Origin of the sequence: Roseateles sp. 22389 (genome assembly GCF_052044995.1) — a bacterium.
GTDB lineage: Bacteria > Pseudomonadota > Gammaproteobacteria > Burkholderiales > Burkholderiaceae_C > Roseateles.
In genome coordinates this window covers 1-13,360 of sequence record NZ_JBQEOF010000013.1, presented here as the reverse complement: position 1 = coordinate 13,360, position 13,360 = coordinate 1, and the positions used below count along the sequence as shown (strand labels likewise).

Annotated in this window: 10 protein-coding genes and 3 tRNA genes; 12 read left to right on the top strand and 1 reads right to left on the bottom strand. The window is 68.4% G+C overall.

Translation table 11 applies throughout. The annotated features are described in order from the left end of the window. Positions 1-6 precede the first annotated feature (6 nt). The 8 genes from ACTJKJ_RS17865 (at position 7) to ACTJKJ_RS17830 (ending at position 8,517) form a co-directional block, all read left to right on the top strand. Positions 7-750, top strand: coding sequence for a GntR family transcriptional regulator (locus ACTJKJ_RS17865; protein ID WP_091728146.1), 744 nt, complete (start codon positions 7-9; stop codon positions 748-750). After that, a complete protein-coding gene (gene nagA / locus ACTJKJ_RS17860) occupies positions 747-1,886 on the top strand; it encodes an N-acetylglucosamine-6-phosphate deacetylase (protein WP_440821266.1) in 1,140 nt (379 codons plus the stop codon). The genes ACTJKJ_RS17865 and nagA overlap by 4 nt, the downstream gene beginning before the upstream one ends. Next, on the top strand, positions 1,876-2,886 hold the full coding sequence (locus tag ACTJKJ_RS17855; RefSeq protein WP_147242522.1) for an SIS domain-containing protein: 1,011 nt from the start codon (positions 1,876-1,878) through the stop codon (positions 2,884-2,886). The genes nagA and ACTJKJ_RS17855 overlap by 11 nt, the downstream gene beginning before the upstream one ends. A gap of 67 nt (positions 2,887-2,953) precedes the next feature. Further along, positions 2,954-4,435 carry a beta-N-acetylhexosaminidase gene (gene nagZ / locus ACTJKJ_RS17850; RefSeq protein WP_440821265.1) on the top strand — a complete coding sequence of 494 codons (1,482 nt, stop codon included), beginning with the start codon at positions 2,954-2,956 and terminating at the stop codon, positions 4,433-4,435. A gap of 22 nt (positions 4,436-4,457) precedes the next feature. Then, positions 4,458-5,777, top strand: a complete 1,320-nt coding sequence (locus ACTJKJ_RS17845; RefSeq protein ID WP_440821264.1) for an MFS transporter — start codon at positions 4,458-4,460, stop codon at positions 5,775-5,777. After that, positions 5,774-6,676: a glycoside hydrolase family 16 protein gene (locus tag ACTJKJ_RS17840; protein ID WP_440821263.1), complete on the top strand. Its 903-nt coding sequence runs from the start codon at positions 5,774-5,776 to the stop codon at positions 6,674-6,676. Before ACTJKJ_RS17845 ends, ACTJKJ_RS17840 begins: the two co-directional genes overlap by 4 nt. Before the next feature lie 28 nt (positions 6,677-6,704). Next, positions 6,705-7,778 (top strand): acyltransferase family protein, encoded by a 1,074-nt coding sequence (locus ACTJKJ_RS17835; RefSeq protein WP_440821262.1) that lies wholly within the window; start codon positions 6,705-6,707, stop codon positions 7,776-7,778. A 28-nt stretch (positions 7,779-7,806) separates the two neighbouring features. Beyond that, positions 7,807-8,517 carry a DUF6445 family protein gene (locus tag ACTJKJ_RS17830; RefSeq protein WP_440821261.1) on the top strand — a complete coding sequence of 237 codons (711 nt, stop codon included), beginning with the start codon at positions 7,807-7,809 and terminating at the stop codon, positions 8,515-8,517. 129 nt (positions 8,518-8,646) lie between these two features. Here ACTJKJ_RS17830 and ACTJKJ_RS17825 read toward each other — a convergent pair whose 3' ends face one another. After that, positions 8,647-11,286, bottom strand: coding sequence for a TonB-dependent receptor (locus tag ACTJKJ_RS17825; protein WP_440821260.1), 2,640 nt, complete (start codon positions 11,284-11,286; stop codon positions 8,647-8,649). Positions 11,287-11,754: 468 nt separating this feature from the next. On the opposite strand from ACTJKJ_RS17825, the gene ACTJKJ_RS17820 reads away from it, so the two are divergent. The 4 genes from ACTJKJ_RS17820 to tuf form a co-directional block, all read left to right on the top strand. Continuing rightward, a tRNA-Tyr gene (locus ACTJKJ_RS17820) sits at positions 11,755-11,840 on the top strand. Between the two features lie 82 nt (positions 11,841-11,922). Beyond that, positions 11,923-11,996, top strand: a tRNA-Gly gene (locus tag ACTJKJ_RS17815). A 71-nt stretch (positions 11,997-12,067) separates the two neighbouring features. After that, positions 12,068-12,142: transfer RNA gene (locus ACTJKJ_RS17810), tRNA-Thr, on the top strand. A gap of 43 nt (positions 12,143-12,185) precedes the next feature. Next, on the top strand, positions 12,186-13,360 hold a 1,175-nt coding region (gene tuf / locus ACTJKJ_RS17805; RefSeq protein WP_440821259.1), incomplete at its 3' end, for an elongation factor Tu.

The following is a 13,360-nucleotide window of genomic DNA, read 5'->3' as shown; positions in this document are numbered from 1 at the left end:
AGCCCGATGAGCACCAAGCTGCCCTTCCAGTTCAAGCCCGATCCCGCCGCCGCCTCGCCGCTGTACATGCAGCTGGCCCACAAGCTGGCCCAGGCGATCCGCGAAGGGCAGTACCAGGCCGACGAGGCCCTGCCGTCCGAGCGCGTGCTCTCCGAATCCCTGGACCTGTCGCGCGTCACCGCGCGCAAGGCCATCGACCGCCTGGTCGAGCAGGGCCTGATCGTGCGCAAGCGCGGCTCCGGCAACTACATCGCGCCCAAGCTCGAGCAGCCGCTGTCGCGCCTGACCAGCTTCTCCGAGGAACTCCACCAGCGCGGCTTCAAGCCCAGCAGCCGCTGGCTGACGCGCGGCTTCGCCATGGCGGCGCCGGACGAGCAGCTGTCGCTGGGCCTGACCACCGGCCAGCGCGTCGCGCGCCTGGAGCGTCTGCGCCTGGCCGATGCCGTCGTCATGGCCTATGAGCTGTCGGTGCTGCCCGAGGCGGTGCTGCCCGAGCCGCAGAAGGTCGAGTCCTCGCTGTACGAGCACCTCGCCCGGCATGGCGGCGCGCCGGTGCGCGCGCTGCAGCACATCCGCGCGATCAACGCGGACTCGCGCCTGGCGGGTCTGCTGGAAGTGCCGGTCGGCCAGGCCGTGCTGTTCATCACCCGCGTGGGCTACCTCGACCAGGGACAGGCCGTCGAGCTCACCCATTCCTACTGCCGCAGCGACTACTACGACTTCGTCGCGGAGATGAGGCGAGACGGATGACGACCCAGCACATCGACGGATTCGTACTGACACCTGGCGGCTTCATCCGCGGTGTGCTGGAACATGACAAGGGACGCGTGGTCGGCATCGACGGCAGCGCCGTCCCCGAGCACGAGGCCCGCCACGGCGCGCAGGACCTGCCGCTGATCCTGCCGGGCTTCATCGACACCCACGTCCACGGCGGCGCCGGCCGCGACACGATGGAAGGCGGCGACGCGGCCGCGCGGCTCGCGCAGCTGCATGTGCGGCACGGCACGACCTCGCTGCTGGCGACGACGATGACCGCGCCCCTGGACGAGATCCGCCAGGCGATGCGCGCGCTCGCGCCCACGTGCGTCGAGCGGCCCACCGGCGGCGCGCGCGTGCTGGGCGTGCACCTCGAAGGGCCCTACATCAACCCCGGCAAGCTCGGCGCGCAGCCGGACTTCGCCAAGGCCGCGTCGATCGACGAGATCCGCGCCCTGCATGCGCTGGCGCCGATCCGCCTGATCACGCTGGCCCCGGAGCTGCCCGGCAACCTCGAGCTCGTGGAGCGGCTGAGCGAAGCGGGCTTCCGCATCCAGATCGGCCACACGCTGGGCACCTACGAGGACGGCGTGGCCGCGCTGGCCCGCGGTGCCGGCGGCTTCACCCACCTGTTCAACGCGATGACGGGCCTGCATCACCGCGAGCCCGGCATGGTCGGCGCGGCGCTGGCCCACGCGCGCTACGCCGAGATCATTCCCGACCTGCTGCATGTGCATCCGGGCGCGCTCCGCGTCGCGCTGCGCAGCATCCCGCACCTGTTCTGCGTCACCGATTCGACGGCGGCGGCCGGCATGCCCGATGGCGAGTACCGGCTCGGCCGCCATCGCGTCACCAAGTGCCTGGGCGGCGTGCGCCTGCCCGACGGCACGCTGGCCGGCTCGACGCTGACGATGGACCAGGCGCTACGCAATTTGGTGTTGAAGCTCGGCCTGTCGATCGAGGACGCGTCGCGGCGCGTCTCGACGAACGCGGCCGATTACCTGGGTCTGGACGATCGGGGCCGTCTGGCCCCGGGCGCCTGGGCGGACTTTGTCGTGATGGACCGTGGCTTGCAGTTGCACAGCGTGGTCGTCGAAGGAGAAGCGATTGACCTCGCGCATGCTGGATGAGGCGCTGAGCGCGCCGCAGGTGGTGGCCCGTCAACTGGCCGCCGATCAGAACGCCTACGCGGCCCTGGGCGACGCGCTGCGAGAGCAGCCGCCCAGCGCGCTGCTGACGATCGCGCGCGGCAGCTCGGACCACGCGTCGCACTACCTGGCCTACCTGGTCATGGCGCGGCTGGGCCGGCTGGTGACCTCGCTGCCGATGTCGCTGATCACGCTCTACCAAAGCCGGATCGAGAGCAAGGGCCTGGTCTCGCTGGCGTTCTCGCAATCGGGCCAGAGCCCCGATCTGGTCTCGCCGACGCAGTACTTCCGCGCCAATGGCGCGCGCACGGTGGCCTTCGTCAATGCCGACGGCTCGCCGCTGGAGGCCGCCGCCGAGCACGTGTTCCGCCTGCACGCGGGCGTCGAGCAGAGCGTGGCCGCGACCAAGAGCTACATCGCGCAGCTGGTGGCCGGGGCGCGCGTCGTTGCCGCGTGGCAGGGCGACGAGGACCTCGCCGCCGCGCTGCAGGCGCTGCCGCAGGCGATGGAGCAGGCCGCCCGGCAGCGCTGGGACGTGGCGGTGGACGCGCTCAAGGGCGCGGACAAGCTCTTCGTCATCGGCCGCGGCACCTCGCTGCCGATCGCGCTGGAGGCGGCGCTGAAGTTCAAGGAAACCTGCGGCATCCAGGCCGAGGCCTTCTCCGGCGCCGAGGTCAAGCACGGCCCGATGGCGCTGGTGGACGAGGGCTACCCGCTGCTGGTGTTCGCGCCGCGCGGCCCGGCGCAGGCCGGCCTGCTCGCGCTGGCCGAGGAGATGCGCGGCCGCGGCGCGCGCGTGCTGCTGGCGGCGCCGGAAGGCACGCCGGGCGCCGAGCTGCCGCTGACCTGCACCGGCAACGAGGACCTCGATCCGATCGCCGCGGTGCAGAGCTTCTATCCGATGGTCGAGGCGCTGGCCCAGGCGCGGGGACTGAACCCCGACCAGCCGCGCCATCTGGCCAAGGTCACGAAGACGCATTGATCCCGCACGGGTCCCGCTGAGGGGCCCGCATGGATTTCGCATTGATTTCCGGCAGCAAGAGAACGATATGAGCGAGACAGCATTCCATCCGGGCCGGCTGGTGATGGTGGACATCCAAGGCAAGCGCCTGGATGCGGCCACCGCCGCCTTCCTGCGCGACAACCGGATCCGCGCGGTCTGCCTGTTCCGCAAGAACCTGGGCACCGAGGCCGAGGTCCGGCAGCTGACCCGGGATCTGCGCGAGGCCATGGGCGCGGACGCGCTGATCGGCCTGGACCAGGAGGGCGGGTCCGTGGTGCGCGCCACCTTCCTGCCGCAGCCGCCGTCGGCGATGGCGCTGGGCGCGGCGGGCGACGAGGGGCTGGCCGAACAGGTCGGCGCCGCGGTCGCGCGCGGGCTGCGCGGCATCGGCATCAACTGGAACTTCGCGCCGGTCACCGACATCAACAACAACCCGGCCAATCCGGTGATCGCCGAGCGCAGCTTCGGCGAGACCGCGGACACCGTCACCCGCCTGGCCGGCGCCTGGATGAAGGGTTCGATGGCTGCGGGCGTGGCCTGCTGCATCAAGCACTTCCCGGGCCATGGCGACACGCATGTCGATTCCCACCTGGACCTGCCGACGGTGGACAAGTCGCGTGCCGAGCTCGACGCGCTCGAGCTCAAGCCCTTCCAGGCGCTGCGCGACCTGGCGCCGTCGATCATGACGGCGCACATCGTCTATCCGAAGATCGATCCGCTGTACCCGGCGACGCTCTCCAGGACGCTGCTGGGCGGCATCCTGCGCGACGAATACGGCTACGACGGCGTCGTCATCACCGACGCGCTGATGATGAAGGCCATCGCCGAGCGCTACGGCTACGCGAAGGCGGCGGTGCTGGCGATCAACGCCGGCGCCGACATGATCCTGGCGCAGGGCTCGCTGGACGAGCAGGCACAGGCCATCCACGCGCTGCAGGACGCGCTCACGCGCGGCGACCTGAGCGTCGAGCGCGGCCGGCAGGCGCAGGCGCGGCTGGACAAGCTGGCGCGCGATTTCCCGGTCCGCTTCGACGACTACCAGGGCGCGCCGCGCGAGGCCGACGACCGGCTGATGCGTCGAGCCTGGGCCGCGGGCCTGAGCGCGCTGCGTGGCGCGGTGCCGCCGGCGGCCGATCGCCCGACTCGGGTGCTGGTGCAGGACGAAGTGCCGACCGACGGCGTCTCCGAGGCCGGACCGACCGGCGCGCAGGTGCGCGCGCTGTTCGAGGGCTACCGCGATGTCGAGTTCGTCGCGCTCGCCGACATCGCCGCCCTGGACTGGGCGACGGTCCCGGCGGATGGCCGCTTCACCATCGTCGCCTCGACGCACCGGGCGCGCTACGGCGCGCAGGCCGGCAACTGGCGGCCCGACCTGCACCTGGTGCTCTGGAATCCGTTCCAGGCGCTGGACGTCGACGCGCCCACGGTGATCAGCTGGGGCTACGCGGACGGCGCGCTGGCCGCCCTGGGCGACTGGCTGCAAGGCCGCGGCGAGGCCGGCGGCCAGTCGCCGGTGACGCTGAATTGAGCATCGATCCGAGGGCCTCAACATGAGCCAGCCGCAGCCTTCCTCCGCGCCCGCGCGATCGCCGATCCGCTGGGTCTCCAGCCTGTACTTCGTGCAGGGCATGCAGTTCTTCGTCGTCATGCTGATCGCCGGCCTGATGTTCAAGAACATGGGCGTGGCCAACGACCAGATCGCGCGCTGGACCGGCCTGCTGGGCCTGGCCTGGGCGTTCAAGCCGCTGTGGAGCCCGTTCCTGGAACTGGCGCGCAGCAAGAAGCTGATCGTCGTCGCCGGGCAGTTCACCGGCGCTGCGGGCCTGGCGCTGATGGCGGTGGCGCTGCAGCTGCCGATGTGGTTCGCGGCCAGCATCGCGGTGCTGTTCCTGCTCGCCTATGCGTCGGCCACGCACGACATCGCCTGCGACGGCCTGTACATGGCGGCGCTCGACGACAAGCAGCAGGCGGCCTATGCCGGCTGGCAGGGCGCGTTCTTCAACGCGTCGAAGTTCCTGACGCTGGGCGGCCTGCTGGTGCTGGCGGGTCACCTGGAGCGCGGCATCGGCGTCATGAACGCGTGGTCGGTGATCTTCGCGCTGCTGTCGGTGCTGCTGTTCGTGCTGGCCAGCTACAACGCGTACGCGCTGCCCGGCGCGTTCAACACCGATCACGGCGACCTCACGGCGGCCGGCGTCTGGCGCACGCTGCGCGAGGTCCTTGCGGACTTCCTCGGCAAGCCGGGCATCTGGCTGATGATCCTGTTCATCGTGATGTTCCGCTTCGCCGAAGGGCAGGTGCAGACCATCGGGCCGCTGTTCCTGATCGAGGCGCGCGACAAGGGCGGCCTGGGCCTGAGCACCGAGCAGGTGGGCGGGATCTACGGCACGGTGGGCACGGCGGCCTTCCTGCTGGGCAGCATCGTCGGCGGCTACTTCACCAGCTGGATGAGCCTGCGCCGCGCGATGCCCTTCCTGATCGTGGCGATGGCGGTGCCCAACGCGACCTTCTACTACCTGGCCGTCACGATGCCGGCGGATCTCTGGCACGTCGGCTTCGCCGTCGCGGTGGAGATGCTGGGCTACGGCTTCGGCTTCGTCGGGATGATCCTGTTCATCATGCAGGCCGTGGCGCCGGGCAAGTACCAGACGGCGCATTACGCGCTGGGCTCGGGCGTGATGCAGCTGGGCTTCATCTTCTCCAAGACCATCAGCGGCGACATCCAGCTCGCGATGGGCTACGAGCATTTCTTCCTGTGGACCATCGCCTGCGGCGCGCCGGCGCTGATCCTGCTGCTGTTCGTGCGCATGCCCGGACGGGCACCGCAGGAGCCGGCGGTCGCGGCGGCGCCGGTGGAGAACGCGACATGAAGGCGATCGCCGCGGGCCTCGTGGCGCTGTCGATGGCTGGTGGCGCGCACGCCGCCGAGCCGCGGTTCTTCTTCGACGACTTCAGCTACCCCGACACCGCCGCGCTGTTCAAGCAGGGCTGGACGGTCCGCAGTGCGCCGGGCCACCCGGGCATTCCCGGCGCTCGTTGGGCGCCTGAGGGATTGAGCGTCGTCGACGGCCAGCTGCGCCTGCACGGCGTGACCGACGGCACCGGCCCGGGGACGGCGCAGGTGCAGGTGTGCCACCAGCGCAAGTACCTCGCCGGCACCTATGCCGCGCGGATCCGCTTCAGCGACCAGCCGGTGAGCGGCGCCGACGGCGATCCGGTGATCCAGACCTTCTACGCGGTCAGCCCGCTCAAGCACGACTTCGATCCCGAGTTCAGCGAGCTCGACTGGGAGTACCTGCCCAATGGCGGCTGGGGCAGCGACAAGACCCGCATCTACGGCATCACCTGGCAGACGGTGCGTCTCGATCCGTGGCTGGCCTTCAACCAGCAGCACGAGGAGTTCGGCCCGCTCGGCGAGCGCGGCCGCGACTGGCACACGCTGGTGATGCAGGTGGTCGATGGCCGCACCCATTGGTTCATCGACGGCCGCAAGATCGATGAACACGGCGGCCGCAACTATCCGGTGGTGCCGATGTCGATCAACTTCAACCTGTGGTTCTCGCCGGGCGGCCCGCTGCCCACGGGCGTCGCGGGCGGCCCGCCGCGGGTGTACGAGCAGGACGTCGACTGGGTCTTCCACGCGAAGGACACCGTCCTGAGCCCGGCCCAGGTGGAGGCGCAGGTGAAGCGCTGGCGCGCCGGCGGCATCGCACGGCTCGACCAGGTCCCGCCGGCCACGCCCGCGCTCGAGAGTCGCTGCGACTTCTGAGCGTCTGTTCCCTTCCGATCCTCGTCCCATGAACGCTTCCTCGAAACGCATCGCGTCCGTCGACGCGATGCGCGGCCTGGCCGTCGCCGCGATGCTGCTGGTCAACAACCCCGGCGACTGGGGCCATGTCTACGCGCCGCTGGAGCACGCGACCTGGCACGGCTGGACGCCGACCGACCTGGTGTTCCCGTTTTTCCTCTTCATCGTGGGCGTCTCCTTGTCGCTGGCCATGGGCGCGCGCATCGAGGCTGGCGACGGTGCGTCCTTGCGCGCCACCGTCGTCAAGCGTGGCCTGCGCATCGTGGCGCTGGGGCTGGTGCTGCACGCGCTGGCCTGGTGGCTGATGGACAAGCCGGCGCTGCGCATTCCCGGCGTGCTGCAGCGCATCGGCCTGTGCTTCGCGCTCGCCGGACTGATCGCGATCCAGTGGCGGGCCGCCGGTCAACGCGTCTGGCTCGCCGCCTTGCTGGCCGGGTATGGCGCCTTGCTGCTGTGGGGCGGTCCTCTCGACAAGGCGGGCAACATCGCCAGCCGTGTCGATGCGTGGCTGCTCGGTCCGCATGGCTACGAGTGGGATCCGGTGACGGGCCTCGGCCATGACCCGGAAGGCCTCGTCGCGACGCTCGGCGCCCTGGCGACGACGCTGCTGGGCTGGCGCTGCGGCGAGGCGCTGCGCGCCGGCGCCCTCCGGCAGCTCGCGGCCGTCGGGCTCATCGCGGCGGCCACGGGCTTCGCGCTCGACGCCATCGGCCTCATGCCGATCAACAAGAACCTCTGGACGCCGTCCTTCGTGCTGTGGACCGGAGGCCTGGCCGCGCTGGTGCTGCTCGCGGGGCATGTGCTGATCGACCGGCTCGGCGCGCCCGCGCTGTTCCGCAGCTTCGGCGTCAACGCGATCGCGGCTTACGCCGGGGCCTGGATCTGCACCGTGTTCCTCGAAGGCTTCGGTTGGATGCGCCCGATCTACGCGCACGGCTTCGGCTGGCTGGGCGCCTGGCTCGGGCCGCATGCGCAGTCGCTGGGCTTCGCGCTGGCCTTCGTGGGCGTGTGGTGGCTCATCGTGCGCGAGCTCGACCGGCGCCGCTGGTACTGGAAGATCTGAGCGGGCCGCGCCCGCACAATACCGGCCCATGAGCCCGGATACCTTCGCCATCCGCATGCCGCCCGACATCCGCTCGGTGCGGGTCGGCGAGCATCCGGTCGTCGTCATCGACGATTTCCTCGCGCATCCGCAGGCGCTGGTCGAGGCGGCCTGCCAGGCCCGCTTCGAGCGCTGCCCGGGCGCTGACGAGCGCAAGGGCTATCCCGGGCTGCGAGCGCCAGTGCCCGCGGCCTATAGCGAAAGCCTGACGGAGCTGCTGGACCCGCTGATCCGGCTGAACTTCGGCGTCCCGGAGGAGCTGCCGCTGCGCAAGTCGCCGTGCGCCTTCTCGGTGACGACGGTGGCCCCCGAGGATTTGGGACCGCTGCAGCGGGTGCCGCATTTCGATGCCAGCACGCCGCACTTCATGGCCGTGATGCTCTACCTCTGCGACGAGCGCCATGGCGGCACCGCCTTCTACCGCCACAAGGCCAGCGGCCTGCAGCAGATCACCGCCGATCAGCGCGAACGCTACGGCGACCTGATCTACGCGGAGATGGAGCGCCGCCCGGCGCCGCCGCGTTATTTCAGCGACTCGGACGACTGCTTCGAGCTGCTGGGCATGCTGCCGGCGCGATTCAACCGCCTGGTGGCCTACCGGGGCAGCCTGCTGCACTCGGCCATCGTCAACCCCGCCCTGGGGCTCAGCAGCGACCCGCGCCAGGGCCGGCTGACCATCACCACCTTCTACGACTTCTAGCGCGCGAGCGCTGCCCGCCGGCAGGCAGAGGAGCCGCTTGCTTGCGCGGCTGTTCGCCTGCTCAGCCGCGCGGCGCAATGAAGAAAGCCCGGCGGCTGCCGGGCTTTCGAGCTGACGCCGTGGCGTCGGTCAGAACTTGGCGCTCAGGCCCAGCTTGTAGGTGGTCTCGCCCTTGAAGCTCCAGGCCGGGAAGCCCGCGCGCAGCGGATCCTTGATGGCGGTGTTCGAGGCCGCGGCGGCGCCGTACTGGACGTCGTCTTCCTTGGTCAGGTTGATCGCCTCGAACGACAGCCGCAGGTTCTTGGTGATGTTCCAGCCCACGCTGGCGTCCAGCGTGCCGTAGGCATCGTGCATGCGGTTGCCGTACCAGAACGCGCCTTCGCGGATCATGTACTTCGAGCGCCAGTTGTAGGCCAGGCGGGCGAAGTACTGCTCGTTCTCGAAGTAGCCGACCAGGTTCACGTTGTGCTTGGACGACTGCGTGAACAGGCTCAGCCCGTCCAGGTAGCTGCTGGCTGGCGCAGTGCCTTCGGTGAAGGTGTAGTTGCCCTGCGCGCCGAAGCCGTTGCCGAAGGCGTGGTTGGCCTGCAGCTCGATACCGCGGATCTTGCCGCCGCCGGCGTTCTGGAAGCTCTGCACCGTCCAGTTGTCGACGCCGGTCTTGGGGTCGACCAGGCCGACCTTCTGGTTCGGCGTGGCGATGGCGACGACGAAATTGGAGATGTCCTTGATGAAGTAGGTCGCCGACATCATGTTGCCGCGGCCGTAGTAGTACTCCAGGCCGAGGTCAGCCTGGCTCGACTTCATCGGCTTGAGCCCGATGTTGCCGATGGTCCAGGTCTCGTTGCCGTTGCGGTCGTCGTTGTAGCCGGACACCGTCACGCCGAACATGTTGGCGAAGTTCGGGCGCGTGATGGCCTGCGAGGCGGTCGCCCGCAGCACCAGGTCGCTTCTCAGGTCGAAGGCCAGGTTGATGCTGGGCAGCACGTCGTTGTAGGTCGACTTGGTCGACGTGGTGGTCTTGGCCCAGTTCTGGTTGCCGGCGTACTGGTCGGCCGGCGTCACGCCGTCGAACAGGTAACCGGTGCTGGTGGCCTTGGTGGAGACGTAGCGCACGCCGAAGTTGCCGCGCATGCCCTTGGTCTCGAACTCGAACATGCCGTAGACCGAGCGGTTCTTCTCGTTCAGCTCGCCATAACCGGAGCGGTCCTCGACCCAGCCGGAGATGTTCCGGTTGGTGTTGTCCAGCATCGCGCCGATGTTGGCGCGCGGCACCGTCCATCCGCCGACGTTCACCGAGCCGTCGAACAGCCCGGAGGTGGCCACCGGCGTGATCGTCGTGTTCCAGATCGGGCGGTAGCTGCGCTTCTCGAAGGTGTGGTCGGCAAAGCGCACGCCGGTCTTGAAGGCGTTGATCACGCCCCAGTCCAGGTCGAAGGTGGCGTCGAGCTGGCCGAACTTTTCCTTGTCCTTGTTGGGACCGGCGGAGGTGGCCCAGGTTTCCGGTGACATCTGCGCCGGCAGGGAGCCGACGCCCCACGACTGGTCGTTGCTCGGGTTGACCTTGATCTGCTTGCCGGTGGCGTCGATCGTGCCCTGCCAGTTCGGGCGCGTGAACGGGCCGGCGGCGCCATCGAAGGCGGCGGTCTGGTAGTTGGTGGTGGCCGAGGTGCCGCCGTCCGCCTTGGTCGTGCCGACGACGAGGTCGAACTTGGCGCTGCCCAGGGTGTAGTGGGCGTCGGCCACGGCACTTTCCGAGTCCATGCTGGCGCCGCGCGCCCAGACCTGGAAGAACTTGTGCGGCAGCGGGTTGGCGGCCGTGGTCGTGCTGTGCAGGCACATGCCGTTCGGGTTGAAGTCCGACTTGACCGCGGTATTGCGCTGGTCGCAATTCTGGTCATGCATCAGGTAGTCGCTGGAGTTGGAGCTGTCGGCGTCCAGCTTCAGCTTCAACAGGTTCAGGCCGACTTCGAAGCCCTCGACCGGGCGCGCCTGCAGGGCGACGTTGAGCGAGGTGCGCTTGCGCTCCTGCACGAAGGCGGTCGGGGCCACGTCGCTGTTCCAGCGGCTGTCGGCTTCGACGCCGCGGCGGATGTAGTCGCCCTTGGACAGGCCGGCGGCGATCAGCGCGCCAAAGGTGCGGCTTTCGTTGCGCCAGCTGTACAGGCCGGAGGCTTCCTTCTCCGAGTCGCTGATGGTGCCGTCGCCGTAGCGCACGCTGCCGAAGACCGTGTTGGCCTTCAGGTCCAGCGGCTTGCGGGTCTTGACGATCACCGTGCCGCCAATGCCGCCTTCGGTCAGGTTGGCCTGCGAGGACTTGTAGACCTCCATGCCGCCGATCATTTCGGCGGGCAGCAGCGAATAGTTGAACGAGCGGTCGATGTCCATCTGGTCATACCAGCCGGTGGACGCGACGGTCTGGCCGTTCAGCGTGGTGTAGGTCATCTGCGGGTCGGTGCCGCGGATCGACACCGAGGCGCCCTGGCCGAACGCCCGGCCCACCGAGATGCCGGGGATGCGGCCCAGGGCCTGGCCGACGTCGGAGTCGGGGAGCTTGCCCACGTCCTCGGCGCTCACCGCGTCCACGACGGCGCTGGCGTTCTTCTTGATGTTGGCGGCCGACTGCAGCGACGCGCGGATGCCAGTCACCACGACCTGTTCCAGCTGGGTGCCGTCGTCCTTTTTCTGTTCCTGCGCCTGCACGGCGAAGGCCGCGCTCAGCAACGTCAGCGTCACCGCCGCTGCGATAGGGGTCTTGTTGACCTTCATGATGAACTGCTCCTCGAATGGCCTGGAGTTGTTGGCCTTTGATGAAGACTCGGCACCTGAAATCACGACACCCATCGGCGGAGTGGCATGCAGCTGGCGCCCCCGAATACACCTCAATGCAACCAATGCCATGCCACTATAACGAGCGGTAACGCCACTTTGCTACCAGTTTGACGCCGGTGTTTTCCCTGCTGTGGCATCGCCGCGACCCGCATGGACAGCGGTGTCGAGGGTGTGGCGCTCAAGAAGGTCTGCGGGGAGGGCGGGGCCTCGGGGATGAGACCAGTTGGCGTTGAATTGGTATTACTTGTGGTCCGCCCCGGCGGGCGTTGCACTGTGCGCTCCCGCGCTTTGGTGGCGTCTCCCGGGCGCGTTCCGCGCGGAGAGCGCCAATCGCACGCCAGAGGCTCGCGAGCCAAAAAGTATTTGCGCCAAAAAAGAACGGTGCTATAGTCGTGGGCTCGCCTCGGAGGGGTGGCCGAGTGGTTAAAGGCAGCAGACTGTAAATCTGCCCGCTAACGCGTACGCTGGTTCGAATCCAGCCTCCTCCACCAAGGCGAACGGATGCAAGAGCAACGAAGCGGGTGATCGTCACCCGCTTCGCGGTTCAGGCAGCTGGAATTGGAAAACTCCCGGGCGGGAGTAGTTCAATGGTAGAACCTTAGCCTTCCAAGCTAATGACACGGGTTCGATTCCCGTTTCCCGCTCCATCGGAAGTTGAAGGTGTCGTGTCGAGATATCGGCACAGGTTTGCTGATAAGGTCATCAATCCTGTGTCGATGCCCATGTGGCTCAGTGGTAGAGCACTCCCTTGGTAAGGGAGAGGTCACGCGTTCGATCCGCGTCATGGGCACCAACCCTCTTCTCTCGTTTCTTGATCTGATCGCCAGGAGCGCAAGATGGCAAAAGGCAAGTTTGAACGTACCAAGCCGCACGTGAACGTGGGCACGATTGGTCACGTTGACCACGGCAAGACGACGCTGACGGCCGCGATCGCGACCGTGCTGGCGGCCAAGTTCGGCGGCGAAGCCAAGGCCTACGACCAGATCGACGCGGCGCCGGAAGAAAAGGCCCGCGGCATCACGATCAACACCGCGCACGTCGAGTACGAGACGGCCAACCGCCACTACGCGCACGTTGACTGCCCGGGCCACGCCGACTATGTGAAGAACATGATCACGGGCGCGGCGCAGATGGACGGCGCGATCCTGGTGTGCTCGGCCGCTGACGGCCCGATGCCCCAGACCCGCGAGCACATCCTGCTGGCTCGTCAGGTTGGCGTGAAGTACATCATCGTCTTCCTGAACAAGTGCGACATGGTGGACGACGCCGAGCTGCTGGAGCTGGTGGAAATGGAAGTCCGCGAGCTGCTGAGCAAGTACGACTTCCCGGGCGACGACACCCCGATCATCAAGGGTTCGGCCAAGCTGGCGCTGGAAGGCGACAAGGGCGACCTGGGCGAGCAGGCGATCATGCGCCTGGCCGACGCGCTGGACAGCTACATCCCCACGCCTGAGCGCGCGGTGGACGGTGCGTTCCTGCTGCCGGTGGAAGACGTGTTCTCGATCTCGGGTCGTGGCACGGTGGTGACCGGTCGCGTCGAGCGCGGCATCATCAAGGTCGGCGAGGAAATCGAGATCGTGGGCATCCGCGATCTGCAGAAGACCACCGTCACCGGCGTGGAAATGTTCCGCAAGCTGCTGGACCAGGGCCAGGCGGGCGACAACGTGGGCATCCTGCTGCGCGGCACCAAGCGCGAGGACGTCGAGCGCGGCCAAGTGCTGGCCAAGCCGGGCACGATCAAGCCGCACACGCACTTCACTGCTGAGATCTACGTGCTGAGCAAGGAAGAAGGCGGCCGTCACACCCCGTTCTTCAACAACTACCGTCCCCAGTTCTACTTCCGCACGACGGACGTGACTGGTGCCGTGGAGCTGCCGAAGGACAAGGAAATGGTCATGCCGGGCGACAACGTCAGCATCACCGTGAAGCTGATCGCCCCGATCGCCATGGAAGAAGGTCTGCGCTTCGCCATCCGTGAAGGCGGTCGTACCGTCGGCTCGGGCGTCGTGGC

What these genes read in the sequence shown, in the direction of transcription:
- ACTJKJ_RS17865 (WP_091728146.1), top strand. Translation starts at nt 7, where the DNA reads ATGAGCACCAAGCTGCCCTTCCAGTTCAAGCCCGATCCCGCCGCCGCC.
- nagA (WP_440821266.1), top strand. Translation starts at nt 747, where the DNA reads ATGACGACCCAGCACATCGACGGATTCGTACTGACACCTGGCGGCTTC.
- ACTJKJ_RS17855 (WP_147242522.1), top strand. Translation starts at nt 1,876, where the DNA reads ATGCTGGATGAGGCGCTGAGCGCGCCGCAGGTGGTGGCCCGTCAACTG.
- nagZ (WP_440821265.1), top strand. Translation starts at nt 2,954, where the DNA reads ATGAGCGAGACAGCATTCCATCCGGGCCGGCTGGTGATGGTGGACATC.
- ACTJKJ_RS17845 (WP_440821264.1), top strand. Translation starts at nt 4,458, where the DNA reads ATGAGCCAGCCGCAGCCTTCCTCCGCGCCCGCGCGATCGCCGATCCGC.
- ACTJKJ_RS17840 (WP_440821263.1), top strand. Translation starts at nt 5,774, where the DNA reads ATGAAGGCGATCGCCGCGGGCCTCGTGGCGCTGTCGATGGCTGGTGGC.
- ACTJKJ_RS17835 (WP_440821262.1), top strand. Translation starts at nt 6,705, where the DNA reads ATGAACGCTTCCTCGAAACGCATCGCGTCCGTCGACGCGATGCGCGGC.
- ACTJKJ_RS17830 (WP_440821261.1), top strand. Translation starts at nt 7,807, where the DNA reads ATGAGCCCGGATACCTTCGCCATCCGCATGCCGCCCGACATCCGCTCG.
- ACTJKJ_RS17825 (WP_440821260.1), bottom strand. Translation starts at nt 11,286, where the DNA reads ATGAAGGTCAACAAGACCCCTATCGCAGCGGCGGTGACGCTGACGTTG.